Origin of the sequence: Hafnia sp. CBA7124 (assembly GCF_002355555.1) — a bacterium.
In the GTDB taxonomy this organism is placed as follows: Bacteria; Pseudomonadota; Gammaproteobacteria; order Enterobacterales; family Enterobacteriaceae; genus Hafnia; species Hafnia alvei.
This window is the reverse complement of the sequence record NZ_AP017469.1, coordinates 2,784,085-2,810,458: the sequence shown is the minus strand read 5'-3', so window position 1 is coordinate 2,810,458 and position 26,374 is coordinate 2,784,085. Positions and strand designations below refer to the sequence as shown.

Sequence of the window (26,374 nt, the reverse complement as noted above, 5' to 3'; positions counted from 1 at the left end):
TGTGCTCCTCCCCTGTCAAGGGGGAGGCTGGGAGGGGGTCAGTACAGCGGTCAGCCGTAAATGCAAAATTAAACACAGAGCAGGATGAGCTCTAACACATAAAACCGATAAGCCATCATCACGATGTAAAGGTGGGGCACGATGAATAAGCGCATAAAAAAATGGCCGGTAACGGTCTGGATGTGTTGTGGTTTGGGCTGTTTTTCTGTGTTACCGGTGTGGGCGAAAACCACCACAACCAACTATCAGTGGCAATCCGCGCCTTCTGAACAGACACAAGATGAACTTACGATTAAAGAAGCGATCCTGCGAGCATTTGGCCGTCATCCGCAAATTGCTCAGGCGTCGGCGCAGATCCACGTCGGGGAAGCGAATCTTACCGTGGCAAAAAGCGCTTGGTATCCTCAGGTGTCGTTACAAAGCGCGGCGGGGCGTTCGCATCAAACGGACTCCTCCGGTTCGCTCAACAGCAATGCGTCTACGGGGGTAACGCTGAACCAGCTGCTGTATGACTTTGGTAAAACCAGCGGCAGCATTGATGAGCAACACAATCTGGGCGCGGCCTACGATTATCAGCTCTATACGGTGCTTAATAACGTGGGTCAGCAAACGGTTCAGGCGTATTTACAGGTAAAACGCTATCAAGAACTGATGGCGGCGGCAAAGCGCAATTTGGCCTCGCTGGAATCGGTGAAAGAGATGTCAAAACTGCGCGCAGACGCTGGGCTCAGCTCTCAGTCTGACGTTTTACAAGCGGAAACCCGCATCGCGGGCATGAACGCCACCTACGAACAATATCGCGCACAGGAACGCTCCGCTCAGGCCAACCTGACGGTGCTGACCGGCGTGGTATCAGAAAACCTTCCCGACCTCCCCAAAGACCTGCTCGATCAAAAGGTCACCATCAAAGATCTTCCTTATGAACAGAACAGCGCGGTGCGTAGCGCTCAGGCTAAGCAATTAGCCGCTGAGCAGCGCGTGCGACAGGCGGAGGCTCAGCATTGGCCGACAATTTCTGTGCAGGCCGGGCGAACCCGTTATGAAAACAGCGACAGTTCTTACTGGGACGACCGCGTGCAGTTAGTGGTGCAAGCGCCAATCTATCAGGGCGGTGCAACCAGTGCCAAGGTGGATGCGGCAGAGGGCGATCGCCAAGCGGCGCTGGCGGAAGTAGAAGCCAGCAAGCTGGATATTAACCAAAAAGCCTCGGTAGCCTATGCCGATTTGATTGGCGCACAGCAGCGCCAAGAGGCGGGCGAAGAACAGTTTAGCTCGGCGGAAAATACGCGCAGCGTGTATCAGGATGAATACAAGCTCAGCAAACGTAGTCTGAACGATCTGCTCAGCGTTGAGCAAGACGTCTTACAGGCCGATAGCGCGGCGATAGTGGCTCGCTATGACGTTTGGGATGCGGCGGTTCGCTATGCGGGTGCCGTCGATAACTTATTAGATATGCTGAATATTTCTCGGCCAAAGGTCACGGGTGACACCCTGCCGGCATTATAACAAGCGCGTTAAATCCAGAAGAGGTATGTGATGGCAGCAGAGCAACATTCAGGCGCCGATAAATGGATTTTAGCGATGGTGCGCGCCGCAGGGCGCTTTGGACTTCCCTGCGATATTCCGGCGCTGCGTCAGCAGATGCGCTGGTTTGAAAATCTCCCGTTGCAGCGCCGCTTAGAGCGGATAGGCGCGTTGCTGGGTTTACAGATTACCATTCGACCGAAAAGCAGCGTGAGCTGGCGCAACGAAGTAATGCCGGTGATGGCGCAGCTCGAAGATGGTTCGGTGTTGATCTTGGAAAACCTCGATGCTGAAAAGCACGTTAGCTATTGGCTAAGCGACTGCGGCGATATGGTGCGAGAAGAAGAACTTGAGATTCTGCTTGGCCGCATTCAGCCAGACGTGGTGCTGCTCGGCATCGCCGCGCGCGGGCATGATTCACGCATCGATGATTTTGTGCAGCCGTATAAACAGCATTGGTTTTGGCATCACTTTAAGCATGCAGGCCGCAAGCTTTCAGAGATCTCCATGGCCTCGGTGCTGGGCAACGTGTTGGCGCTGGCGGGGATCTTGTTTTCCATGCAGGTGTATGACCGCGTGATCCCTGCGCAGTCATATCCCACGCTGTGGGTGCTGTTTGTCGGCGTTTTGTTTGCCGCATTTTTAGAGTATTTCATCCGCCTCTCGCGTACGCATATCTCCGATTTGATGGGCAAGCATATTGACCTAAAAGTGTCGTCGATGTTCTTTGCCCGCGCGCTGGCGATTAAAAACGATGCGCGGCCAAAATCGACCGGCTCTTTTATTTCTCAACTGCGTGAAATCGATCAGGTGCGCGAGCTGCTGACCTCCACCACGGTGGGCGCGGCGATGGACATGCCGTTTGTGCTGCTGTTTTTGGTGATTATGGCGATGGTGGGGGGGCCGCTGGTGGCGATCCCGCTGATAGCGATTCCGCTGATTGTTATCCCTGGCATTCTGATCCAGTGGCCGCTGGCGAAACTGGCTAAAGAAGGGATGCGCGAAAGTGCGATTCGTAATGCGGTATTGGTGGAATCGATTGAAGGTGTTGAGGATATCAAAGTGCTACAGGCTGAACCCTATTTTCAGCGTCAATGGGAGCAAACGCATCACGTGAGCGCCGCTATCGGGATGAAGCAGCGTGTCTGGGGTGCGCGCTTGAGCGGCTGGGCATCGACCGTGCAGCAGGTGACCTATGCGGGCATGTTGGTGCTGGGAACCTATCTGGTCTTAGCGGGCGACATTACTACCGGCACCATGGTGGCCTGTAGTCTGCTGTCTTCGCGTACGATTGCGCCTTTAATGCAGCTCACCATGGTGTTTTCGCGCTGGCAACATGCCAAGAGCGCGATGACCGGTTTAAACGATTTGTTGAAGAAACCGCTCGACCGCGATCCCGAGCATAAAATGGCGCACTGTCCGGCGCTGGCGGGTCATTATCAGCTTGATAATGTGCAATATAGTTACGACATCGAAAAAGGTGAACAGGCGCTATATATCCCTGAACTTGAGATTAAGCCGGGCGAACGCGTGGCGCTGATTGGCAAAGTGGGCGCAGGCAAATCGACCTTGCTGAAACTGTTGTCAGGCCAAGCCGAAGCCAGCAAAGGTAAGCTGATTATCGACGGCGTGGATATGGCGCATATCGATCCGGTCGATGTGCGACGCCAAATTGGGCTACTTTCGCAGGATTCACGGCTATTTTTTGGCACCCTGCGGCAAAACCTAATGCTTGGCCATCCGCATGCGACGGATCAGGAATTGATTCAAGCGCTGCGGATCAGCGGTGCATTGAGCATGGTACAAAAAGATGCCGCCAGCCTCGATCGTATGATCAACGAAGGCGGGCGTGGTTTGTCCGGTGGGCAGCGGCAAATGGTGATGCTGAGCCGCATGATTGTGCGTAATCCACAGGTCGTTCTGCTGGACGAACCGACCGCCTCGATGGATGAACAGCTCGAAAGCTATGTGATAAGGCAGCTACAGAGCTGGATGGCGGGGCGAACCTTGATCTTGGTGACGCACCGTCCGGCGCTGCTGTCATTGGTTGACCGAATTATTGTGATGGACGGCGGAAAAGTGGTTGCTGATGGTTCGCGAGATGAAATTCTCGGCCAAACGCAGCGTAATAACAACGTGACGTCGGTTGTGGCCTAAGGGGAGTCGGTATGGCAGAGCTCACAATGCAGGAAGACATGGCACGCCAGTCGCGCTTTTACTCCTCGGTGGTGTGGTTAACGTTGGCGGGAATGACGTTCTTTTTTGTTTGGTCTTATTTTGCCACGCTGGATGAAGTGACGGTGGGCACGGGTAAAGTCACCACCTCGATCCGCGCCCAGCTGATTGAGAGCTTAGACGGCGGTATTGTTTCGGCGCTGCTGGTGCATGAAGGCGATATTGTCAAAAAAGGGCAGATTTTGGCGCGGCTCGATCCGAAACGCTTCCAATCTAACTATGGCGAAGCGGCGGCCAGAGCGCGTGCGCTGCGGGCATCGTCGGAGCGATTACGTTCAGAACTAACCGGAGAGCCGCTCAAGTTTAGCGCCAGTACGTTAGCTGAACCGGCGTTGGTCGCACGTGAGCGACAGCTTTATGACTCGCGCCGACGCAACCTCAATGAAACCGTGGCGAATCTACAAGAGTCGTACCGCTTGGTGATCGCCGAGCTAAAAATGACGCAGCCGTTGGTGGCGAAAGGCGCGGCGAGTCAGGTTGAGGTGATTCGTTTGCAGCGGCAGGCCAGCGAATTGCAGGGCAAAATTGACGATGCGCGCAACCAATACGCGCTGAGAGCGCGTGAAGAGCAGGTAAAAAATAACGCAGATCTGGACGCTCAGCTTGAAGTGATGGCGGGGAAAGAAGATCAGCTCGACCGCGTTACCATGATTTCACCGGTGCGCGGCATTGTGAAGGATATTCAGGTGATGACCGTTGGCGGCGTGCTGCAACCCGGCGGCAAGCTGATGGAAATCGTGCCGCTGGAAGATCAGCTGTTGATTGAAACGCGCATCAACCCGCGTGATATCGCCTATATCCGTCCAGGCCTGCCAGCAACGGTGAAAATTACCGCCTATGACTCTTCGATTTATGGCAATTTGGATGGCACGGTTGAAATTGTGTCGCCGGATACGTTGCAAGATGAAGTGCGTCGCGATCAATATTATTACCGCGTGTACGTGCGCACCAAGAGCGCGGAGCTCAGAAATAAAGCAGGGCGAAAATTCCCGATCCTGCCCGGCATGGTGGCCAGCGTAGAGATTAAAACCGGCCAGAAAACCGTGCTGGACTATTTGATCAAGCCGTTGAATAAGGTGAAAGAGGCGCTGAGGGAGCGGTGAGGCTGGCAAGATCCCTTGTGTTGCTATGTTGATAGACCCCACCCTAACCCTCCCCTTGTCAGGGGAGGGAACCGTTTGGTGCCTGCTGAAAGATTCTCGATCGGCTCCTCCCCCTGTGAAGGGGGAGGCTGGGAGGGGGTTGCTGCATACGAGTACAAAAACCACAATAATAAAAACATATCAGACGCCGATCACATTTTCTGTTAGAATCCACCACAATTATGTTGCACTCGCAGTTTGTGCCTATCCCTCGTGGTGATCACCTATCTACCGCGTCTGATAAATCCACCCGGAAACTGCACCCGACCTTTCGGGTCAAGGTGGATTTGGAGTTTTACCCTAATATGTCTTTTGATACTCTCGGCCTGAGTGCCGAATTGTTGCGCGCTGTTGAAGAACAGGGCTATCGCGAGCCTACGCCTATTCAATCTCAAGCGATCCCGGTGGTTTTACAACGCCGTGACCTGATGGCCAGTGCCCAAACCGGTACCGGCAAAACCGCAGGCTTTACGCTGCCGCTGTTACAGCTGCTTTCTAAGGATGCGCAGCCGGTAAAAGGCCGTCGTCCTGTGCGTGCGCTTATCTTAACGCCAACGCGCGAACTGGCTGCCCAGATCGGCGAGAACGTGCGTGATTACAGCAAATATTTAAATATCCGTTCGCTGGTAGTTTTCGGCGGCGTGAGCATTAACCCGCAGATGATGAAGCTGCGCGGTGGCGTTGACGTTCTGGTGGCAACGCCGGGTCGTTTGCTGGACTTGGAACATCAACGTGCGGTTGATTTATCCAACGTTGAAATTCTGGTACTGGACGAAGCTGACCGTATGCTGGATATGGGCTTTATTCACGATATCCGTCGTGTATTGGCTAAGCTGCCAGCCAAGCGCCAAAACCTGCTGTTCTCTGCGACGTTCTCTGATGAAATCAAAGAGTTGGCTAATAAGTTACTGACCAATCCTGCTTCCGTTGAAGTGGCGCGTCGCAACACGGCGTCTGAACAGGTTGAACAGTCGGTACATTTCGTGGATAAGCGCCGCAAGCGCGAGCTACTGGCTCAGCTGATTGGCACTCATAACTGGCAGCAGGTTCTGGTTTTCACTCGTACTAAGTACGGGGCTAACCATTTGGCTGAACAGCTGAATAAAGATGGTATTACCGCCGCGGCGATCCACGGTAACAAGAGCCAGGGCGCACGTACTCGTGCGTTAGCTGATTTTAAAGCCGGTTCGATTCGCGTTCTTGTGGCGACGGATATTGCCGCGCGTGGTTTAGATATCGATCAGCTACCGCACGTGGTTAACTTTGAGCTGCCAAACGTGCCAGAAGATTACGTGCACCGTATTGGCCGTACTGGCCGTGCCGAATCTACCGGCGAGGCGTTGTCTTTAGTCTGTGTGGATGAGCATAAGCTGCTGCGAGATATCGAACGTTTGCTGAAACGTGAGATCCCACGCATTGCGATTGAAGGCTATGAGCCGGATCCAAGCATTAAAGCCGATCCGATTCAAAATGGCCGTCAAAGCCAAGGTCGTGGTCAGGGACGTGGGCAAGGCCAAGGTCGCGGTCAGTCTCAGGGACGCAGCCAAGGTAATGGTCAGTCGCGCGATGGTGCTCGTTCAGGCGAGAAACCACGCAGCAACAACGGCGGCCAGCGCCGTGCGGCGGGAGAAGGTCGTAAACCTGAAGCCCGTGGTGATGCGCCTTCGTCACAGCAGCGTCGTCCGTATCGTGGCAACAAGAAACCAGCCACCACGGCGTAATTCTTGCGTTTAATGCGTGCTAAAAGCCAACCTTCGGGTTGGCTTTTTTGTTTATGGTGCGAGACGAGCGGTATTGCGTCCTTGCTGTTTAGCCAGATACAGCGCGCGGTCGGCATTTTCGATCAGCGTTTTTGCATCCATACCATTGCGCCACTGCGCTATGCCTTGGCTGAGTGAAACATACGGTGAAACGTCTGATTGATCGTGAGGTAGCGCTAAAGCGAAAACGGAAATTTTAAGACGTTCAGCGACCTTTTCTGCGGCGTGTTTATCCTGATCCGACAGTAAAATAATAAACTCCTCACCGCCATAGCGGCCCACTAAATCCTGCGCGTTACGCACGGTCTGTTGGAAGCATTTTGCTAATTGGGTCAAGCATGAATCACCCGCTTGGTGGCCATAGCGGTCGTTATATTTTTTAAAGTAATCGACATCAATCAAGATAATAGACAAGGGTTGAGCCGTTTTTGTCGCGGCTTCAATAGCTCGCTGTAATGCATGATCGAAATAGCGGCGATTAGCCAATGCCGTAAGCGGATCTTGCTGCGACATCAACGTGAGCTTATTGGCCAACCGAACATTTTGATGCTCACGCATCACCGCCAGCACAAACCAGCGGCGTAATAGTCGGCGTCCGGTTTCGAACAAGACGGCAAAGACCAGATATCCTGCGAGATAAACCAAGCTTAAGGTGCCGCTAAAAAACATCGCGTGTGCAACGATGATGGCCCATATCGGCGTAGTGGCGAAAAAAAGGTGGTGCGATGAAGGATAGAGCGCAATCAATGACGACAGCATCAGCAGCGTTGAAATCGCAAAAATAAGATGACCAAATTCACTGTAGAACAACAGCGATAGAATAAAGCACCATATCACCCCAATGCTTAACGTGATGACCAGCATGGCAGGCTTAAACTGTTTTTCCAAAACGCGAGTAAAACGTAAAACGATCATGTAACCGCATAGTATCGCCATGATCACGATGAGCGCGTGTTCGAGCACCGTGGATATAACGGGAGCCGCTGGAATGTTATGACTGACGTAAAAATACTCGCGACAAAAAACAAATAAGACAAACGCGATTTGCACGCTTAACAACCAGCTCACATTCATTTTTACGGCGCGGATCTCAGCGACTTTTAGCCTGTTATGCAGCGTTAGCGTTCGGGATTGCGCATTCTTTTCAGTAAGCTCGATCATTGATATGTGCCTAATAATTTGGGACGGCAACTCTAATAGATTTAAGAGAACAATTGAAATTTATTATGGGCTATCAGGAGCAAAGCGCTGGGATTTATTATGAAAAGGCGAGAGGCGTGAAGGGAGAGTAAAGGGCGATGCCAAGGGAAGCAGCGCCAGCGTATTAGCAAATCAAAACCACATTACATCAAAGCTACGTTACATAAAGCAACGTTACATATAGTTGTATGCGTATACCGCGGCAGCCATGATGATCATGACGATGGTTATTTTGCGCATGGGAGCTCTCTTAGTTATTTTTGAGGGGCGGAGCGTAGCATAAGTGGTGTGCTTGCGTTATGACACAGCTAGCAATCTTGATTTAACATGCCAAAAAGTGGTGGGCTATTGGTATATAGCTCAGTGAGAGGCTGTTACCATAACGCTTTTAGCGCAGAGGGAGTTGGTGATGTCTAAGTTTCAACCTTATCTGGCGGTGTATATTATTGTTCGCCAGCAGCAACGTATTTTACTGCTTCAGCGCAAAAATACGGGATTTGACGATGGCAAATGGTCTTTACCCGCAGGGCATGTAGAAGAGGGAGAGTCAGCGCTGACTGCCGCGATACGTGAGGCCGAAGAAGAAATTGGTATTGTCATTCCCTCATCGGCGCTAAATCTGGTGTATACACTGCATCGCAAATCAGATGAAAGAACTTATATCGATCTGTGGTTTGAAGCCGAACGCTTTGACGGCGTACCGATTAACCAAGAACCCGATAAGTGCGCAGGGCTGATGTGGAGTGACGTACAAAACCTGCCGGAGAATACTCAGGAGTTTGTGAGAATGGCCCTGAACGATATGCAAGCCAGTCGCTATGGGAGTATTGGATTAGACATGGTGTGTTAATTTAATTTCAGACATAAAAAAACCAACCATAATAGGTTGGTTTTCTTGGGATTATTTGGTCGGCACGAGAGGATTTGAACCTCCGACCCCCGACACCCCATGACGGTGCGCTACCAGGCTGCGCTACGTGCCGAACTGCCTTTATACTACTCAAAACCCAACGGTTTTCAAGAGCATGGCGTTGTGATTGTGTGCGCTTTAGCCAATTTTAGTTGGCAATGAACCGCTTCACATCCGTCAGCACCTGCAGCAACAGTGCGAGCTGCGGTTTTTCGCCCTTCATCTCTTCATTGTCAGCGTCATAGGTACGATAGCGGCCATTCTTATCGAGAATGACGGTTTCTTTCGGCGTAACGATCACCAACTCGCTGCTATCACCTAACGCCAGCCAGTTATGTTTGCGCGTTGGCGCGAACAGATCTTCACCCTGCGTATAATCTACGGCTCGGGTGTCAACGTGGAGTAAGCGCTGCATCAGCGTTGCCATCACATCTTCATGGCTGGTGAGTTTGTTGATGGTTTGCGCAGGCGTTCCTGGCCAGTGAATAATCAATGGCACCTGAAGCTGATAACGGCTGTAGTTGGTACCGAAGCCCCAATCACCTTTGCCGCTATCGTTGAATTCAATGCCGTGGCTTGCGGTGATCACCACAACGGTTTTGTCCAGTTCACCACGCTGTTTTAGCGTATTAAGTATGGCGGCGATCTGCCCATCTACGCCTTCGGCTGCCCGTTGATATCTCACCATGTAATCTTCAGGCTTGTGCTGGGAGGCATCTGCCAGAGCGCTGCGCGTGCCGTTAAGATTCACATATGAGAACCAAGGTGACTGCGTGGTTTGGGTTGATAGCCACTGTTGCCACTGTTTTGTAGTGGCCGCGTCGCTTTGACGAATTGGCGCAGGCAGCGAGAAATCAGTCAGTAGCGCCTGACGATAGAGTGGGGCGCTGAAACCATCAGAGGAGAATAGGCCAAACTGATAGTTTTGCTGGCTGAGCGCGCTGATTAACGCCGATGGCTTACGTCCCGCCAGAATACCTTCGAGATAAGATGGTGAGATGCCATAGAACAGACCAAAGAGCCCGTTATCCAGATTATTCCCTGAGCTGTAATGCTGGGTGAATTCGAGATTATCGTTACCGAAGGCAGCAAGCTGCGGTAAATCTTGCTTGAGATCGTCAGCACGTAGACCATCGACCGCAATCACCAGCAGGTTGTAGCCTGCACCTTTATCGGCAAAGCTCAGCTTATTGAGCGGATATTCAACGGATACCGCTTCAGGGCTGCCCGTTTGCGTTAACTTGTTCTGGAACTCTTGGGCATCCAATAGACCATGCTTTTCCAAGAAACGACGCGCTGTCATTGGATATGAGAGCGGAAGATTGGAGCGTTGCATGGTTATTGGGCGATAGAAATTAGCATCGGCCCAGATGTAGATGAGATGAGATGCGAAAAACGCGGTAATAAACAAACCGGCTAACGGCTTGCCAAATTTCTGCCGATTGAGGCTACGTAGTTTCTGCCAGCTCCAAGTACCAAACAGCATTTCGACGAGAAAAATGACCGGCACGCAGATAAACATGAGCTGCCAATCGCGCGCCAGCTCACCTTGATCGGGGTTAACGACCAACTCCCACACCACCGGATTAAGATGGAGGTGGAAACGGGTGAACACTTCTGCATCAACCAACAGTAGCGTTAGCCCTGCGGTCGCCAGCGCGGCAGAAAGAAAGCGCAGCAATCGCTGCGACATCACCACAAACGTGAGCGGGAAAATGATCAGCAGATAGGCAGCAAAGCCAATAAAGCTAAAGTGCCCTAACCAGCTGATCATCGCATAGACACGACCAAACAATGAGGATGGCCAATCGGCGACAAACAGATAACGGCTGCCCAAAAGCAGACCGAGCAGAATATTAAACAGAGCGAACCAATGCCCCCAGCTGATCATCTGGGAAACTTTTTCACGGTATCGCTGACGGTTTGTCACCATAAAAGTATGTCTATACGTCCGAGCAAAAATTAATGGGCTTTATCTTCCCGAATCGAAGCCTGTAGAGCTTCAGCAAAAGAGCGCGCAATAGCACGGCGCTGAGCGGGTGCGATGCTGGTGTTAATTAGATTCGTGACCATATTGCCCAAAACCATCAAAGAAAGATCGTTTGGCGTGTGGTGCGATTCCAGTACGTTGGCCAGCTCACTGAGCAGTTGTTCAACGTGTTCGTCACTGTAACGGGATGATTGTGGCATAGAATTAAGCTTCTCAGACTGACAAAGTGCCATATCTTACCGTATAGACGCGTGATTTTCCGCTCTTTTATACGTTTGTTGCGTTATTGATTATACCTTAGCTCTCACCATTGAATTCATCAATATGCGATGGCTGCTTGCGAGCGGGTATCAACAGTGTTTGAATACGCCATCAAATGTGTCCGAGGCGAAAGGGGAGAAGAAAAAAATGAGTCTGGATCTCGAACAGATTGCGTTGCATCAGTTGGTTAAACGCGACGAACAACAGCTAGACGTGGTGCTGCGTGACTCTTTGCTGGCAAAAAATGCCGCAGTAGAAGAGATGATGGCCGAGCTGCACCGTGTGTATAGCGCAAAAAGTAAAGCCTATGGCACCTTCTCCGAAGAGAGCGAGTTAGCAGAGGCATTACGTAACTATCGCCGTGGCAACGAAGATTTTCTGGCGTTCAGCCGTGCAGCAACCGGCCGTCTGCGTGACGAGCTGGCAAAATATCCGTTTGCCGACGGTGGCGTGGTGCTGTTCTGCCAATATCGCTATCTGGCGGTAGAATATTTGCTGATTGCGGTGCTTAACAGCTGTAGCAGCATGCGTGTTAATGAAGAGTTGGATATCAGCAGCACCCACTATCTGGACATTATGCGTGCCGATATCGTGGCGCGTGTCGATTTGACCGAATGGGAAACGAATCCTGAATCTCACCGTTACTTAACCTTCCTGAAAGGTCGAGTCGGGCGAAAAGTTTCTGACTTCTTTATGGACTTCTTGGCAGCCAGCGAAGGTTTGGACGCCAAAGCGCAAAACCGTGGCCTGTTGCAAGCGGTTGATGATTATTGCGCCGAAGGTCAGCTCGATAAGAACGAGCGTCAGGCCTATCGCCAGCAGGTATATAGCTACTGTAATGGACAATTGCAGGCCGGCGAAGAAATTGAACTGGAAGCGTTAGCGAAAGAAATTCCGGCCGTAGGCGAAAAAGATTTCCAGCAGTTTACCGTAGAGCAGGGCTATGATTTGGAAGAAAGCTTCCCAGCCGATCGTAGCACGCTGCGTCAGCTCACTAAAATGGCGGGCAGCGGCGGTGGTTTGACCATCAATTTCGATGCGATGCTGCTGGGCGAACGTATTTTCTGGGATCCGGCGACGGATACGCTGACCATTAAAGGCACGCCGCCGAATTTGCGTGACCAGCTACAGCGCCGTAGCGGCGGTGGAAATTAATCTTTCACGCTGAATTACAGACAAAAAAAAACGCCGCAATTGCGGCGTTTTCTATTTCAAAACGTTTTATTCAAACAAACGTGATTCAGTCGGCGATTAAGCGCGAACGAAGTCAACGTGAGTCAGTTTACGTTTGAACGGGTGACGCTGAACAGCTTGAACCTTAACTTTGGTTTCTTTGCCGTCGATCATCAGAGCGATTACTTGTTCGTAAAAGCCTTCTTTCTCTTGCATGTTCCAAGTAGTGTCGTGATCGATTTCTACGGCTACTGGCTCTTGGTTTCCGCCATAAACGATAGCAGGGAACTTACCAGAAGTACGCAGGCGGCGGCTCGCACCCTTACCCTGCTCTTTACGTGCAGTTGCTTCAATAGTGAACATAATTGTATCTCTATATAAAATTTAGACCTGTTACAGGCGACCCAGCAACAGGCAGGAGATTCTGCTTTTAATAGTAAAAGCGGGCGGCATTCTAACGAAATACGGGGCTTACGGCAAATATATCTGCCCGCTCATTGTTGCAACGCCTAACCGCTGAGAGAATCGGCTTTGCGATAGCGCCCTTGATAATCGAAAACTTTTTGTCTGATCTGCCAAAACCGGCCTTTCATTCGGGCGACAACAAAATCGGGATAACGCAGTTTATCTTGCTGCGCCACGATGTCTGTCGCCTTTTTCCAGACCAGCTCAATGCCGGGCGCGCGCAGGTGCGGCCGGAGGAATAGCTGCATAAATGCGGTACGCTGAGCGGGCGTGTTAAGACGGAAACGCTCGCTCACGTCAGCACCGTCTTCGTCGTAATAGGTGATTGACAGCCACTCGCCTTTGTCATCTTCCCCATGCTGAAGCTGCATACCGCCACAGCGTAGCACCAAGGCGTCTTTGAGTTTCAACGCTTCTTTCAGCATGTCGTCGGGATCGACTAACACCTGATTGCATTGATGGCAGCGGCGTGCCGCAATGTCATTTTCCGCGCCGCAGTGCGGGCAGGTTTTAAAGCGAAAACGATAGTCACACTGCTCGCGTCCACCTTCATCGTCTTCTAGCCAGCCCTGACAGCGGCGGCCATAGTGCTCGATAATATCGCCATTTTCCGTGGTTTTACCCCAGAACGTGTTGGCAAAACCACAGCCTGGACAAAATACCTGTACCGGTTGGCTGTCGCTGTGCGGTTTGGTGGTCCCGACTTCCGGGGTAAATAGATCGTGTGGATTTCCTGCGTAATCGAGGATCAAACAATCCGTTTTGCCCGGCGATAATCGCAGGCCGCGACCAACAATTTGTTGATACAGGCTGATGGATTCGGTGGGCCGCAAAATGGCGATGAGATCGACATGGGGCGCATCAAATCCGGTGGTGAGCACGGCAACGTTCACCAGATATAACAGCTCTTGGCGCTTAAACGCATTAATGATGGCGTCACGTTCGTCGCCCGGCGTTTCGGCACTGACGAGCGCGGCCTGTTCCGGCGGCAGCAAGCCGTGGATTTCGCGCGCGTGCTCAACGGTGGAGGCGAAAATCATCACGCCTTTACGCGTGGCGGCAAATTCCATGATTTGGCTAACGATATGCGGCGTTATGCGCTGTTGATCTTTTAATTCGCGGTTGAGATCGACTTCGCGAAATAGCCCATTGCTGCTCGGTTCTAATCGGCTGAAATCGTATTGCACTACCGGCATGTCTAATCGTTCCGGCGGGACCAAAAATTTGTTTTTAATCATATAGCGCAGCGGCAATTCGTAAATACAGTCACGAAATAGGCTGTTGCTATCGCCACGCGTGATGCCGTGATAGTGATACTGATAAATCCAGCCTTTGCCCAGACGATAGGGGGTTGCCGTTAGCCCTAATAAGCGCAGCTTCGGATTATTATTACGTAAATGCTGAAGGATTTGCTGATACTGGCTGTCATCGCTGTCGCTGATGCGGTGGCATTCATCCACGATCAGCAGCGAAAATTCGCCGTCAAACAGCGGAAGATTGCGCGCCACCGACTGCACGCTGCCAAACACCACTTTTCCGCTGCTCTCTTTTTGCTGTAAACCGGCTGAAAAAATATCGGCCTCTAAACCATAGGCACAATATTTACTGTGGTTTTGCGCCACCAGCTCTTTCACGTGGGCTAACACTAGAACGCGGCCACGCGCAATTTTCGCCAACTCAGCAATCACCAAGCTCTTTCCCGCTCCGGTAGGCAAGACAATAACCGCAGGCTCTTGGTGTTTTCTAAAATGCGCGATGGTGGCTTCCACCGCCTCACGCTGATAAGGACGAAGAGTAAAGGCCATTAATATGTCATCAACAATATAATCAGTGCTGGCAGATTTTGCTGCTGTGGGTATTGAAACCACTGTCGCTAGGAATAAATTTGCCGCGAGATGCTAAGAATTCCACCAACTGAGCGGCCGTTAAATCCTGCTGCGAGCACGTATGGAAACGGGCATCGGCGCCAAAACGTTGTTCGATGCTGGCAACCAGACTTTCGGTTGAAAATTGTTCGCCAGACTCAATCATCATGTTTAAAACTTCATGACCGTGAATAGATGACATCTGAGTAATTCCTGTGATTAATGTTCGATGAAGGGCGTCATTATACCGCATGACGCTGGGTAGCGTCGTTTAGCAATTCAGGCTGCTGGCTAACTTATCGCCAAGCAAACAAACTCGCTTGGGCTTTGCGCCGAATAGGTTGAATTAAACTACGCTTAGGATAGGCGTGAGGGTGAAGAGTCGCTATAATCCGCGGTTCTTCTTTGGTTTCCAAACGATGCCCAGATATTCAGGCCGTCTTTTTATTCAGACAGCCATGCTGCGTGCGCACAATGAAACCCTCCGATTCTTATAGAAATACAAAGCAGGTTCCATGCGACTGGACAAGTTTTTATCTCAGCAGTTAGGTATCAGCCGTGCGCTGATCGCCCGAGAACTGCGTGCTAAACGCGTCACTGTAGACGGCGAAGTTGTAAAAAGTGGTGCGCATAAGCTCACCCCAGAACAAGAAGTGGCCTTTGATGGTCAGGTGCTGGAACAGATCCACGGCCCGCGTTATTTCATGCTGCATAAGCCTGAGGGCTATGTGTGCTCCACTGACGATCCCGATCATTCAACGATCCTTTACTTCATCGAAGAACCGTTAGCGGAGAAACTGCACGCGGCAGGGCGACTGGATCTGGACACCACGGGTCTGGTGCTGCTGACCGACGATGGCCAGTGGTCACACCGTATTACATCGCCAAAACACCAGTGCGATAAAACCTATTTAGTGACGCTGGAACATCCGCTGGCAGATGATACCGCCGAGCAGTTTGCTCAGGGCGTGCAGTTGCACGGCGAAAAAGATCTCACCAAGCCTGCCACGCTTGAGCAGCTAGATGCCAACGTGGTGCGTTTGACGATCAGCGAAGGCCGCTATCATCAGGTAAAACGTATGTTTGCCGCAGTGGGTAACCGCGTGGTGGAACTGCACCGTGAGCGTATCGGCGACATCGTGTTGGATGAAGATTTAGAACCGGGTGAATATCGTCCTCTGACCGAGGAAGAGATCGCCAGCGTAGGTTTGCCTGCTGAACTGTTAGCGAAAGATTAATTACCCGTCATACTTAACGTTGTTTCTGTGTTGGCGGCACGCGTTGGCCGCCGTGACACAATGCCAACTATTTTGGGTATAACTTTTTGATTAAAAAGGAAGATGCTGCGTGCAGACACCCCGTAGTTCCCATCTTGGGTTGATCCTGATCCTCGGTTTGTTATCAATGTTGATGCCGTTGGCTATCGACATGTATTTGCCGAGTATGCCGGTGATTGCCGAACAATTTGGTGTGCCGAGTGGTGATGTACAGATGACGCTCAGCGCCTACACGCTGGGCTTTGCATTTGGACAAATGCTTTACGGCCCCATGGCCGATAGCATTGGGCGTAAACCGGTCATTATGTATGGCACGTTGTTCTTCGCCTTGGCGGGTGCTGCGTGTGCGATGGCGCAGTCGGTCGATCAGCTGATTGTGATGCGTTTAATCCACGGTTTAGCCGCTGCGGCCGCCAGCGTGGTGATTAATGCGCTGATGCGTGACATGTTCACCAAGGATGATTTTGCGCGCATGATGTCGTTTGTGGTGCTGGTGATGACCATTGCGCCGTTGCTTGCACCGATTATGGGCGGGGCGCTGCTGATTTGGTTTAGCTGGCATGCGATTTTCTGGGCGATGGCGGGTGCGGCGCTGTTGGGTACCGTGCTGGTGGCGATTTTCATCAAAGAAACGCTACCCAAAGAGAAACGGCAAAAGTTCCGCTTACGCACGACGCTGGGGAATTTTGCCTCGTTGTTTCGTCATAAACGCGTGCTGTGTTACATGTTAGCCAGTGGCTTCTCTTTTGCAGGGATGTTCTCGTTCCTCAGCGCGGGGCCATTTGTGTATATCGATCTGAACGGCGTATCGCCGCAGCATTTCGGCTATTACTTTGCGCTAAATATCGTTTTCTTGTTCATTATGACGCTGATTAATAGCCGCAACGTGCGTCGTTTTGGCGCGATCAACATGCTGCGTTTTGGTCTGCTGGTGCAGTTCGTGATGGGCATCTGGTTGGTCATTACCGCCATGCTGGACTTAGGTTTTTGGTCGCTGGTAATTGGCGTCGCCGCCTATGTTGGCTGTATCGCCATGATCACATCTAACGCGATGGCGGTGATCTTGGACGATTTCCCGCATATGGCAGGAACCGCATCCTCGCTGGCAGGAACGCTGCGCTTTAGCCTCGGTGCCGTAGTGGGAACGCTACTGGCGCTTGCTTCTGCACGAAGCGAATGGCCGATGGTAAGCTCCATGTTCCTGTGTATCTTTGCTGCCATGATGCTGTTCCTGTATGCCTCTAGACCTGCTAAGGCTAGCAACCGTATCGATCCCGCCTAAGCGCTTTGGCTCCCCGCTGATAAAAATAGGCGGGGAGGCCATTAGCAATCGCCGCTCTTTATTTGGCATATGCAACAGACATATGTTTGCCTGTTTGCAGAGCGCTAGCAATGTAGGGCTCAGATGAGCTGAAAGCGTTAATCTGCCCCCATCTTTCCTGTGTGATCCGAACGCCACTCTCTAGCGATTCCCCTAAATACGATAAGCTTCCACGAACCCTTTTTTTTCGCCTATTTATAACCCTTTGATTTTATGTAATAGTTTATCACGAAGATAAAAAAGGGTAATGCAGTGAAAAATGAGTTACAGATCTGATTATTCGAAGCTTTATACGAATATTCTACAGTTCACTGCCGTACAGGCAGCTTAGAAAACACGCCCTAAAGCCATATTCCACTCCTTACAGTTCACTGCCGTACAGGCAGCTTAGAAATCTATCCAGCGCAGGCATGCCTCTTCGAACAAGTTCACTGCCGTACAGGCAGCTTAGAAATATCAGTGGCCTGCGGTAATTCTCTGGGACAGGTTCACTGCCGTACAGGCAGCTTAGAAATGCCATTCGTGAAGTCGGCGAATACAAAGTAAGTTCACTGCCGTACAGGCAGCTTAGAAACTGCTGGCGCGGTAGGAAACTCAAGCAGAAGTAAGTTCACTGCCGTACAGGCAGCTTAGAAACGGTGAAATGATTGTTGTTGCGGATACATACGGTTCACTGCCGTACAGGCAGCTTAGAAAAGCTTGAACTAACCAGCTCGCCCATGTATGCCGTTCACTGCCGTACAGGCAGCTTAGAAAATCATGAAAGTCACAACGGTATAACTCTGTTAGTTCACTGCCGTACAGGCAGCTTAGAAATGTATCTGTGATGCGGTACCGGATGTAGGTTTGTTCACTGCCGTACAGGCAGCTTAGAAAAGTACCAACCTCCACACCTCGAAGTTTAGCAAGTTCACTGCCGTACAGGCAGCTTAGAAAAACAAAAAATACTCAAGCCGCTTTGCGATGTTGTTCACTGCCGTACAGGCAGCTTAGAAAGTCTCTGGGTGGCGATACTGCCAGTAAACCTTGTTCACTGCCGTACAGGCAGCTTAGAAAAATCAAAGCCCGCGCATTCTTCAGCTGTAGGAGTTCACTGCCGTACAGGCAGCTTAGAAAATGAAACGCAGTGCGTCCAAATCGCGCATCATGTTCACTGCCGTACAGGCAGCTTAGAAAAACCATGCGATCTTTAATGCAATCGTAATAACGTTCACTGCCGTACAGGCAGCTTAGAAAGGTAGGCGCTGTATTTTTAGATGGCTCGCAGCGTTCACTGCCGTACAGGCAGCTTAGAAAATGCCCTATCTGCATTGGCGTATGGTCCGCGCGTTCACTGCCGTACAGGCAGCTTAGAAAGCCTCTCTTAATTTCGGTAGGATTGAATTTGCGTTCACTGCCGTACAGGCAGCTTAGAAATAACTCATGATGGTATGTCGGCTTTAATTGAAGTTCACTGCCGTACAGGCAGCTTAGAAACGGCTGAGTCACCGGCGGGCCGTAAGCTTGCGGTTCACTGCCGTACAGGCAGCTTAGAAAAAAATATTAGTCATTTGTTTTGAGCAAGCGAAGTTCACTGCCGTACAGGCAGCTTAGAAAAGCACCCATCGCAAGTTTCTCGGACCAATGGTGTTCACTGCCGTACAGGCAGCTTAGAAAAAATGGCCACAGAGACGAACCGCTGACACCATGTTCACTGCCGTACAGGCAGCTTAGAAACACATATTCCAGCCTCGCCGTATGCATTCAAAGTTCACTGCCGTACAGGCAGCTTAGAAAAAGTTGTTTTACCTAACGCGGCTATTAGTCCGGTTCACTGCCGTACAGGCAGTTTAGAAAAACATCAGGAACGCCGTATTTAACTGACGTGAGTTCACTGCCGTACAGGCAGCTTAGAAAATAGTCGGTATGGAAACACAACGCAACACACCGTTCACTGCCGTACAGGCAGCTTAGGTATTTTGCCTCGGTTTCGTATCCGTGGAACAAAACGTTCAAATAAAAAACTCACAGGGATGACATGAGTAGATTATTGATATTACTATTTTTTATTTCTTCACCCGTCTTTGCTGTCAGCGATATTAACAACGCCACAAAGGCGGCTCTAGAATTCAATAAATGGTATCTGCAACAGATTGAAAAAGATGTCTATCCGCTGCTAGGAAATCGTAGCCCAGAAATGAGTGAATACGTAACCGCAGAGACGTTGGGAAAGCTGCATAAGGCAGTGAATAGCGATGATGAATTCTATGACGCCGACTTTTTTACTCGTTCACAAGACATTGGGGCTGATTGGCCGAAAAATGTCACCGTGGTTTCTTCCGATCTCGATCCGGTTTGCCTGAATGTTTACGTTGCTTATGGGAAAGATATGTCCCACACGGTCATTGACTGTATGGTGAAGGAGAAAGGGAAGTGGAAAATCCAGTCGGTAGCGCAGCAAGCTATCGTGCCAAACGAAAATCTCAAGTAACCCTGTCGCCACCTTTATTTACTGCCGTTTGGTTTGCCCAGCAGAGCAGCGAACGCCATTACTACATGTTTTCCCATTAATATTCATCCTCGCAAACGTCTGTCATACAAATAAAAGCAAACGCTTTCCTAAATTATAAATTCCTATGAAAACATAATCATGCTAACTATATTTTTCGTGCGATTTTGTGATGGGTTTTTCATTTCGTTAACAGTATTTTTTACCAAAACAGATAGAAACCCTTAAAAACAAAGAAAACATTAAAACTATTAATTATTAACCTATTAATTAATATTGTTTTAAAACAAATGATTAGCTAATTTCTTTGATCGAGATTCAGGGAGTTATTGTATTTCTTATGTAAATTGAAAAATACGACAAAGTAATTAAAATGAAACAAAAATGGTTGTGGTAATAAAGAGAAAAGTATACATATAACCGCAGCAGCAGAAGTTCCTCCCATCGTGGTATTTCTGAAGAAAAAATGGGGTAGTGCCAGATTGATCGTTGTTTCGGTCGTTTTTACTTCGGTGTTACCGAAATGTAATAAACAAAACCACAATAAAATGACGATTAAGTCATCAAATAGCCTAAATAGTGCGATCTGTGGTTTACGATGTGAGTTTTTTGTGAAAAAATTGTAGTTAGTTTTTAATCAGGGTAAAAATGTGAATAGTTTCCAGCTTTCGATAGTCCACCGGTTGCCTCAGAGCTACCGCTGGTCATCAGGGCTCACCGGTGTGCAGGTTGAACCCATTTATTTGGCGAAAACGACTGGCGCTGAGAATACGGACGTTAATAATACTGTTATCGATAATAACGCTATTGATAATAATAGTTTGATTGGCCTGAAGCTCCTGAGTGAAGAGGGAGAAGCAGCTTGGCAAATCATGAAACGTCTGAATCAGTCTTTACAAGAGATGCAGGTAAACTGCTCTGTCGTTGAGCTTGACGGTGAACCTTGTCTATTTGTTCATCTTGAAGATGAAAGTGCGGCGATGTGTCGCCTAAAAAACGTCGGTGTAGCTATCGCTGAACCGATTGTCGCCCAGTATCCGTTCTGATCGTTGAAAGGCGCTTAGAGCAGAATACCGGCACGCCCATCAGGCTGCCGGTGTTTAAATCAACTTGCCTATTTTTCCAGTCACGGCGTGTCTGCAAATGCTAGCAGCTGCCGAGTGTAATCTTGTGCGGGGCGAGCAAAGACCTCAGCGCAATCTCCGTGCTCAATCACTTTTCCATTACGCATCACCATCACCTGATGGCACAGCGAGCGAACGACCTGTAAATCGTGGCTGATGAACAGATAGGTGAGCTGATGGCGTTGCTGAAGATTTTTCAGCAGGGCTAAAATCTGCGCCTGTACCGATCTGTCTAACGATGAGGTGGGCTCATCCAGTATCAACAAACGCGGCTCAAGAATAAGCGCGCGCGCAATCGCAATACGCTGACGCTGTCCGCCAGAAAACTCTGTTGGGTAGCGGTGGCGCGTTTCAGGATCGAGCCCCACCTCGGTCATGGCGCTAATCACGCGCTGTTCCCGTTCCTGCGCGCTGAGCTTCTGATGGACCTGCAACCCTTCGGCAATGATTTGCTGCACGTTTAAACGCGGGTTCAGCGCCGAGTAGGGATCTTGGAACACCACTTGAATCTGGCTGCGATAAGGCTGAAGCTGTTTTAAATTCAACTGATGCAGCGGCGTGCCCTCAAACCAAATCTCTCCCTGTGAGGGAAGCAAGCGTAACAAAGCCAGCCCTGTGGTGCTTTTACCTGAGCCAGACTCGCCCACTAAGCCTAAGCTTTCACCGCGACGTAGCGTGAAATTAAGCTGATTAACAATAGCGTTGTAGCCGACCGTGCGGCGCAGAATGCCTTGCCGAATAGGAAAGCGTACGCTGAGATCTTTCACTTCCAGCAGCGTTTGCGTTGGCTGCGGGAGCGCAACAGGATCGCCCGAGGGAATAGCATCAAGCAATTGTTTGGTGTAGGGATGCTGCGGGGCGGCAAACAGCGACTGGCATTCTCCGATTTCCACAATGTTGCCATCATGCATAACGGCTACGCGATCGGCTAAGCGCTTCACAATGTTGAGGTTATGGGTGATAAACAGCATCCCCATATTAAGCTCCTGCTTGAGCTCTGCCAGCAGTTCTAAAATTTGCGCCTGCACGGAAACATCCAGCGCGGTGGTGGGTTCATCGGCAATCAACAGTTTAGGGCGGGTTAAAATCGCCATCGCAATCATGATGCGCTGACGTTCGCCGCCGGAAAGCTGGTGTGGATAATCGTTAAGGCGCTTTTCTGGTGAACGGATCCCAACTCGCTCTAAGCAGCGAAGGATTTCCGCGCGTGCCTGAGTTCGACGCATGCCTCGATGCAAAGAAAGCACTTCAGCCAGCTGTTTCTCGATGCTGTGTAAGGGATTGAGGGAAACCATCGGCTCTTGAAAAATCATGGCAATTTCATTGCCACGTACGCTGCGTAAGTAGGGTTCTGTGGCATGCAGCAAGGATTGGCCGTTAAACAGAATATCGCCTTGTGGATATTCGGCGGGAGGCGATGAAAGCAACCGCAAAATAGACAGCGCGGTCACGCTTTTTCCTGAGCCTGACTCCCCAACCAAGGCGAGCGTTTCTCCTGCGTTGATCTCAAGCGAAACGCCGTTAACCACCGGACGTGTCACTTCACCGCTGCGAAAACAAATGTTCAGATCGCGAATGCTGAGCAGTGGGGGTTGTGAATGTTTAGCCATATCAATTCACCTTCGATGGGTCGAAAGCGTCACGTACCGCTTCGAACATAAAGATCAGCAACGACAACAAAATGGCCAGCACGGCAAATGCGGTAATGCCAAGCCAAGGCGCCTGCAGGTTATTTTTACCTTGCAGCAGTAAACTGCCGAGCGATGGAGAGCCTGTAGGCAAGCCGAAGCCTAAAAAATCGAGTGAGGTGAGGGTGGTAATGGCGCCGCACAGAATAAACGGTAAAAACGTCAGCGTTGCGACCATCGCATTAGGCAGCATATGGCGCAGCATGATGGTACGATCGCTCACCCCCATGGCGCGGGCGGCACGGATATAATCGAAATTTCGCGTGCGTAAAAACTCTGCACGCACCACGCCGACTAACCCCATCCAGCCAAAAATCACCGTGATTGCCAGCAGCCACCAAAAGTTAGGCTGAACCACGCTGGAGAGCAAAATAATCAGGAATAAGGTTGGCATGCCTGACCAGACTTCAATAAAACGCTGCCCGATAAGGTCGACTTTTCCGCCGTAAAAGCCCTGCGTGGCACCCACGGTAATACCAATCACGCTAGAAAGCACCGTCAGCATCAGGCCAAATAAAATAGAAACTCGGAGTCCGTACAGCACCTGGGCTAAAATATCGTTGCCGTTCTCATTGGTGCCGAGCCAGTGCTGAGCAGACGGCGGAGAAGGAAATGGCACCTCGGTGGCAAAATTAATGCTGTTGTAGCTGTAACGAATCGGCGCCCAAATTGCCCAGCCATGTTGCTCAATATTGCTGCGGATCAGCGGATCTTGATAATCGGTAGCGGTTTTGAAATCGCCACCGAACGTGGTTTCAGGATAGTTGACCAAGAAAGGCGCGTACCAGTGTTGGTCATAACGCAGCAGAAGCGGCTTGTCGTTGGCGATCAGCTCTGAGCCTAAGCTCATGATAAAAACCAGCAGGAAGATCCACATGGACCAATAGCCACGGCGATTGGTTTTAAAACGCTGCCAGCGCGCCTGATTGATTGGGTTGAGTTTCATCAGTGGCGAGCCTCGAAGTCAATACGTGGGTCGACCAACGTGTAGGTGATGTCGCTGATGATATTCAGCAGTAATCCCAGCAGGGTGAAGATATACAGCGTGCCGAACATCACTGGATAATCACGCTGTAAAATAGCGTCATAGCCCAGCAATCCTAAACCGTTAAGCGAAAACATCACTTCGATGAGCAGCGAACCGGTGAAAAACATACTGATGAAAGTAGCTGGAAAGCCAGCGATGACCAGCAGCATGGCGTTGCGGAACACATGGCGATAAAGGATTTTTTTGTCATCTAGCCCTTTGGCGCGCGCGGTAACCACATATTGTTTGCGTACTTCATCCAAAAAAGAGTTTTTGGTTAGCATGGTTAAACTGGCGAAACCGCCGATGACGGTGGCAAGCACTGGCAACGTGATATGCCAGAGATAATCGGTGATTTTGTCATACCACGATAGCGAGCTGAAATTGCTGGAAACTAAGCCACGCAGGGGGAACCAATCCCAATAGCTACCGCCAGCAAACAGCACAATCAGCATGATGGCAAATAAAAATGCAGGAATAGCGTAGCCGATAATGATCAGCGTACTGCTCCAGGTATCGAATCGAGAACCGTTGTGAACGGCTTTGCGAATACCCAGCGGTATCGACACCAGATAAATGATTAAAGTGCTCCATAACCCGAGGGAGACGGACACCGGCAGGCTTTGTTTAACCAGCGACATTACGGAGCCGCCACGAAACAGGCTATCGCCGAAATCAAAGCGAATGTAGTTCCACAGCATATCGAAGTAACGCTGGTGGAGCGGTTTGTCGAAGCCAAAGCGCTTTTCAATTTCAGCAATAATCTGGGGATCGAGGCCTCGAGCGCCACGATATTGGCCTTCACCCACGTTGCTGGCGGCAATGCCTGTGTGTGCGGCGCCGACATGCGCGCCACCACCGGCACCAAAACCGGCGTTTTGCCCCATTTCGATATTGGCGATGGCCTGATCAACCGGGCCACCGGGGGCAATTTGCACGATAAAAAAATTAATGGTGATGATGGCCCACAGAGTGGGAATGATCAGAAGCAAACGGCGAATAAGATAAGCGGTCATCAGAACACCTCTTAACGCCGTTGTTGCGGTAGATTCGCCGCGCGGTTGATGTCATACCACCATGTATCAAAGCCGAGATCGTATGCCGGACGTAGAGCCGGCATCGAGAATTTATCCCAGTAGGCAATGCGGTCATGGTTGGAATACCACATGGGCAGCATGTAGTAATTCCATGTCAGTACGCGGTCTAATGCGCGCCCGAGTGAGAGTAGGGCGTCTGGCTGGCCTTGATGGCTAATGATGCTATCAATCAGGCTATCAACCGCGGGATCTTGCACGCCCGCGCTGTTCCACGTTGAGCTGATGTAGTCTGAGCGCCAGAGAATTTTCAGCGAAGGATCGGGATAGTTCATGCCGCCGTATACGGTAGGGAACATATCAAAATCACGAGAACGAACGCGGTTGCTGTATTGCGAGGTATCAACTTCACGCAGGTTCAGCGTAATACCGAGCTTTTCCAAATTGTGTTTAAACGGCATCACATATTGGAAATTGCTGCTGCTTGGCAGTAGCAGCTCAAAGGCGAAGGGTTTTCCCGTGACTTTGTTAACTAAGCGTTGATCTTTGATTGTCCAACCCGCGTCTTCTAACAGTTTGGTCGCTTTCAGCAGGTTTTCGCGGTCGTTGCCGCTGCCGTCGGTGGCGGCAGGCTGGTAAACCTGATTGAACACTTCCGCCGGAATTTTGCCTTTCAGCGGCGCAAGCCACGCTAGTTCAGCCGAATCAGGATAACCACGGGCGGCATACTGGGTATTTTGGAAGTAGCTGTTAGTGCGCTGATAGGCGTCGTAATACAGCGCCTTATTCATCCACTCAAAATCAAACGCCAACGAAATCGCCTCACGCACTCGCCTGTCGGCAAAAATAGGACGTTGGGTATTGAAGGCTAGCCAGCGTGTATCCTGTGCCGACTGGTTGGTTTCGTCGGATTTAACAATGTAGTTTTTGGCAAAGTTTCCGCCGCTATACTGTGTTGCCCAATTCTTGGGTGACGTCTCCATGCGGAAATCAAAAGCGCCCGCTTTGAAAGCCTCTAAGGCCACTTTGTCATCCAAATAATAGTCGTAGCGAATGGTGTCGAAATTATATTGCCCACGGTTGACCGGCAAATTTGCCGCCCAATAGTTGGTGACCCGCGAATAGGTGACAAACTGACCGAGGCGATAATCAGAAATACGGTACGGGCCGCTGCCGAGCGGTGGCGTATTGAGTGGCTCGGATAATTTGTGATTTTTCCAGAAACTTTCTGGCATCACCTTTAAGCCGCCAATCAGGCTGAGCATCATCTCTTTGTCGGGCTTGGGAAGCTCAAAGCGTACGGTTAATCGAGAAATCGCCTTAACTTTTACGCCTTGGTAATAACTCCGATATTGCGGTACGCCTTCGGTCATAAATTTATTAAAGCTGAATTGGACGTCCTGTGCGGTGATCGGGGTATTGTCTTGGAAACGTGCGTCGGCGTTAATGTTAACTTCTGCCCAACTGAATTTGTCGTCATAGCGTACGGTTTCGCCAATCAGCGGATAGTAGCTGCCTATTTCATCCGCTGAATTGGTAAACAGCGTGTCGTACAGCTGGTTAGCACGCACCGCCGGGTGGCCACGTGAGGCATAACTATTGAAGCTGTCGTAGGTGCCCAGCGCAGAAAGCGTAATATCGCCGCCCTTGGGAGCAGCGGGATTGACATAGTCGAAGTGAGTGAAGTCACTGCTGTATTTGGGCTCGCCTAAAATAGCAAAAGCGTAGCTTTCGTTAATGACGTCTGCGCGAAGGTTGAAACTGAAGGCGGCCACAATGGGGACCACCGTGCACAAGGTCTTTAGAAGGCGCGAGTACATGAATGTGTTAGCTCCTGCTTAACGCCTAGAATGCTCTAGGTATATATGACATATCAATCAGGTCAACAAT

The 26,374-nt window shown here is 50.5% G+C and carries 20 protein-coding genes, 1 tRNA gene and 1 CRISPR repeat array; of the genes, 10 read left to right on the top strand and 11 right to left on the bottom strand.

The genetic code is table 11. The features are described 5' to 3' along the window. Nucleotides 1–141: 141 nt before the first annotated feature. From CPY98_RS13125 to rhlE, 4 genes are all read left to right on the top strand, one after another. A complete protein-coding gene (locus CPY98_RS13125; RefSeq protein ID WP_096388019.1) occupies nt 142–1,506 on the top strand; it encodes a TolC family outer membrane protein in 1,365 nt (454 codons plus the stop codon). A 30-nt stretch (nt 1,507–1,536) separates the two neighbouring features. Beyond that, on the top strand, nt 1,537–3,681 hold the full coding sequence (locus CPY98_RS13120) for a type I secretion system permease/ATPase (protein ID WP_096388017.1): 2,145 nt from the start codon (nt 1,537–1,539) through the stop codon (nt 3,679–3,681). 11 nt (nt 3,682–3,692) lie between these two features. Beyond that, on the top strand, nt 3,693–4,862 hold the full coding sequence (locus CPY98_RS13115; protein WP_040044644.1) for an HlyD family efflux transporter periplasmic adaptor subunit: 1,170 nt from the start codon (nt 3,693–3,695) through the stop codon (nt 4,860–4,862). Between the two features lie 344 nt (nt 4,863–5,206). Then, nucleotides 5,207–6,622, top strand: coding sequence for an ATP-dependent RNA helicase RhlE (gene rhlE / locus CPY98_RS13110; RefSeq protein ID WP_043493987.1), 1,416 nt, complete (start codon nt 5,207–5,209; stop codon nt 6,620–6,622). Between the two features lie 51 nt (nt 6,623–6,673). Here rhlE and CPY98_RS13105 read toward each other — a convergent pair whose 3' ends face one another. Then, nucleotides 6,674–7,822 (bottom strand): diguanylate cyclase, encoded by a 1,149-nt coding sequence (locus tag CPY98_RS13105; protein ID WP_096388015.1) that lies wholly within the window; start codon nt 7,820–7,822, stop codon nt 6,674–6,676. Between the two features lie 448 nt (nt 7,823–8,270). Between CPY98_RS13105 and CPY98_RS13100 the strand changes: the two genes are divergently transcribed. After that, complete coding sequence (locus CPY98_RS13100; protein WP_096388013.1) at nt 8,271–8,711, top strand: NUDIX domain-containing protein; 441 nt, start codon at nt 8,271–8,273, stop codon at nt 8,709–8,711. A gap of 56 nt (nt 8,712–8,767) precedes the next feature. Here the strand turns inward: CPY98_RS13100 and CPY98_RS13095 are convergent. The 3 genes from CPY98_RS13095 to CPY98_RS13085 form a co-directional block, all read right to left on the bottom strand. Beyond that, nucleotides 8,768–8,844 (bottom strand) — tRNA-Pro (locus tag CPY98_RS13095). A gap of 75 nt (nt 8,845–8,919) precedes the next feature. Then, entirely contained in the window at nt 8,920–10,704 is a 1,785-nt protein-coding gene (gene yejM, locus CPY98_RS13090; RefSeq protein ID WP_096388011.1) for an LPS biosynthesis-modulating metalloenzyme YejM, read from the bottom strand. 29 nt (nt 10,705–10,733) lie between these two features. Next, entirely contained in the window at nt 10,734–10,961 is a 228-nt protein-coding gene (locus tag CPY98_RS13085; protein WP_025798093.1) for a YejL family protein, read from the bottom strand. A gap of 208 nt (nt 10,962–11,169) precedes the next feature. On the opposite strand from CPY98_RS13085, the gene yejK reads away from it, so the two are divergent. Continuing rightward, the gene (gene yejK, locus CPY98_RS13080; protein WP_096388009.1) at nt 11,170–12,177 is read left to right on the top strand and encodes a nucleoid-associated protein YejK; all 1,008 of its coding nucleotides are present in this window, start codon (nt 11,170–11,172) and stop codon (nt 12,175–12,177) included. Nucleotides 12,178–12,273: 96 nt separating this feature from the next. Here the strand turns inward: yejK and rplY are convergent, their stop codons facing one another. From rplY to CPY98_RS13065, 3 genes are all read right to left on the bottom strand, one after another. Beyond that, nucleotides 12,274–12,558 carry a 50S ribosomal protein L25 gene (gene rplY / locus CPY98_RS13075; RefSeq protein ID WP_004089547.1) on the bottom strand — a complete coding sequence of 95 codons (285 nt, stop codon included), beginning with the start codon at nt 12,556–12,558 and terminating at the stop codon, nt 12,274–12,276. Nucleotides 12,559–12,704: 146 nt separating this feature from the next. Further along, nucleotides 12,705–14,465, bottom strand: coding sequence for a DEAD/DEAH box helicase (locus tag CPY98_RS13070; RefSeq protein ID WP_046450254.1), 1,761 nt, complete (start codon nt 14,463–14,465; stop codon nt 12,705–12,707). Between the two features lie 22 nt (nt 14,466–14,487). After that, nucleotides 14,488–14,727, bottom strand: a complete 240-nt coding sequence (locus tag CPY98_RS13065) for a YecH family metal-binding protein (protein WP_043493974.1) — start codon at nt 14,725–14,727, stop codon at nt 14,488–14,490. 313 nt (nt 14,728–15,040) lie between these two features. On the opposite strand from CPY98_RS13065, the gene rsuA reads away from it, so the two are divergent. The 4 genes from rsuA (at nt 15,041) to CPY98_RS13045 (ending at nt 20,657) form a co-directional block, all read left to right on the top strand. Further along, nucleotides 15,041–15,763 (top strand): 16S rRNA pseudouridine(516) synthase RsuA, encoded by a 723-nt coding sequence (gene rsuA / locus CPY98_RS13060; RefSeq protein ID WP_025798102.1) that lies wholly within the window; start codon nt 15,041–15,043, stop codon nt 15,761–15,763. A gap of 109 nt (nt 15,764–15,872) precedes the next feature. After that, nucleotides 15,873–17,084 (top strand): Bcr/CflA family multidrug efflux MFS transporter, encoded by a 1,212-nt coding sequence (locus tag CPY98_RS13055; protein WP_038502349.1) that lies wholly within the window; start codon nt 15,873–15,875, stop codon nt 17,082–17,084. Between the two features lie 345 nt (nt 17,085–17,429). Next, a CRISPR array of direct repeats spans nt 17,430–19,079; the repeat unit is 28 nt; unit sequence GTTCACTGCCGTACAGGCAGCTTAGAAA. Between the two features lie 61 nt (nt 19,080–19,140). Beyond that, entirely contained in the window at nt 19,141–19,593 is a 453-nt protein-coding gene (locus CPY98_RS13050; RefSeq protein WP_096388007.1) for a DUF3828 domain-containing protein, read from the top strand. Nucleotides 19,594–20,261: 668 nt separating this feature from the next. Then, entirely contained in the window at nt 20,262–20,657 is a 396-nt protein-coding gene (locus CPY98_RS13045) for a YejG family protein (protein WP_043493971.1), read from the top strand. An 80-nt stretch (nt 20,658–20,737) separates the two neighbouring features. On the opposite strand, the gene yejF is transcribed toward CPY98_RS13045, so the two are convergent. From yejF to CPY98_RS13025, 4 genes are read right to left on the bottom strand one after another with little or no spacing between them, the layout of a single operon-like run. Beyond that, the gene (gene yejF, locus CPY98_RS13040; RefSeq protein WP_096388005.1) at nt 20,738–22,345 is read right to left on the bottom strand and encodes a microcin C ABC transporter ATP-binding protein YejF; all 1,608 of its coding nucleotides are present in this window, start codon (nt 22,343–22,345) and stop codon (nt 20,738–20,740) included. Nucleotide 22,346: 1 nt separating this feature from the next. Continuing rightward, a complete protein-coding gene (locus tag CPY98_RS13035; RefSeq protein WP_038502345.1) occupies nt 22,347–23,369 on the bottom strand; it encodes an ABC transporter permease in 1,023 nt (340 codons plus the stop codon). Continuing rightward, nucleotides 23,369–24,466, bottom strand: a complete 1,098-nt coding sequence (locus CPY98_RS13030; RefSeq protein WP_043493963.1) for a microcin C ABC transporter permease YejB — start codon at nt 24,464–24,466, stop codon at nt 23,369–23,371. The genes CPY98_RS13035 and CPY98_RS13030 overlap by 1 nt, the downstream gene beginning before the upstream one ends. Before the next feature lie 11 nt (nt 24,467–24,477). Further along, nucleotides 24,478–26,304, bottom strand: a complete 1,827-nt coding sequence (locus CPY98_RS13025) for an extracellular solute-binding protein (protein WP_096388003.1) — start codon at nt 26,302–26,304, stop codon at nt 24,478–24,480. Nucleotides 26,305–26,374: the final 70 nt, after the last annotated feature.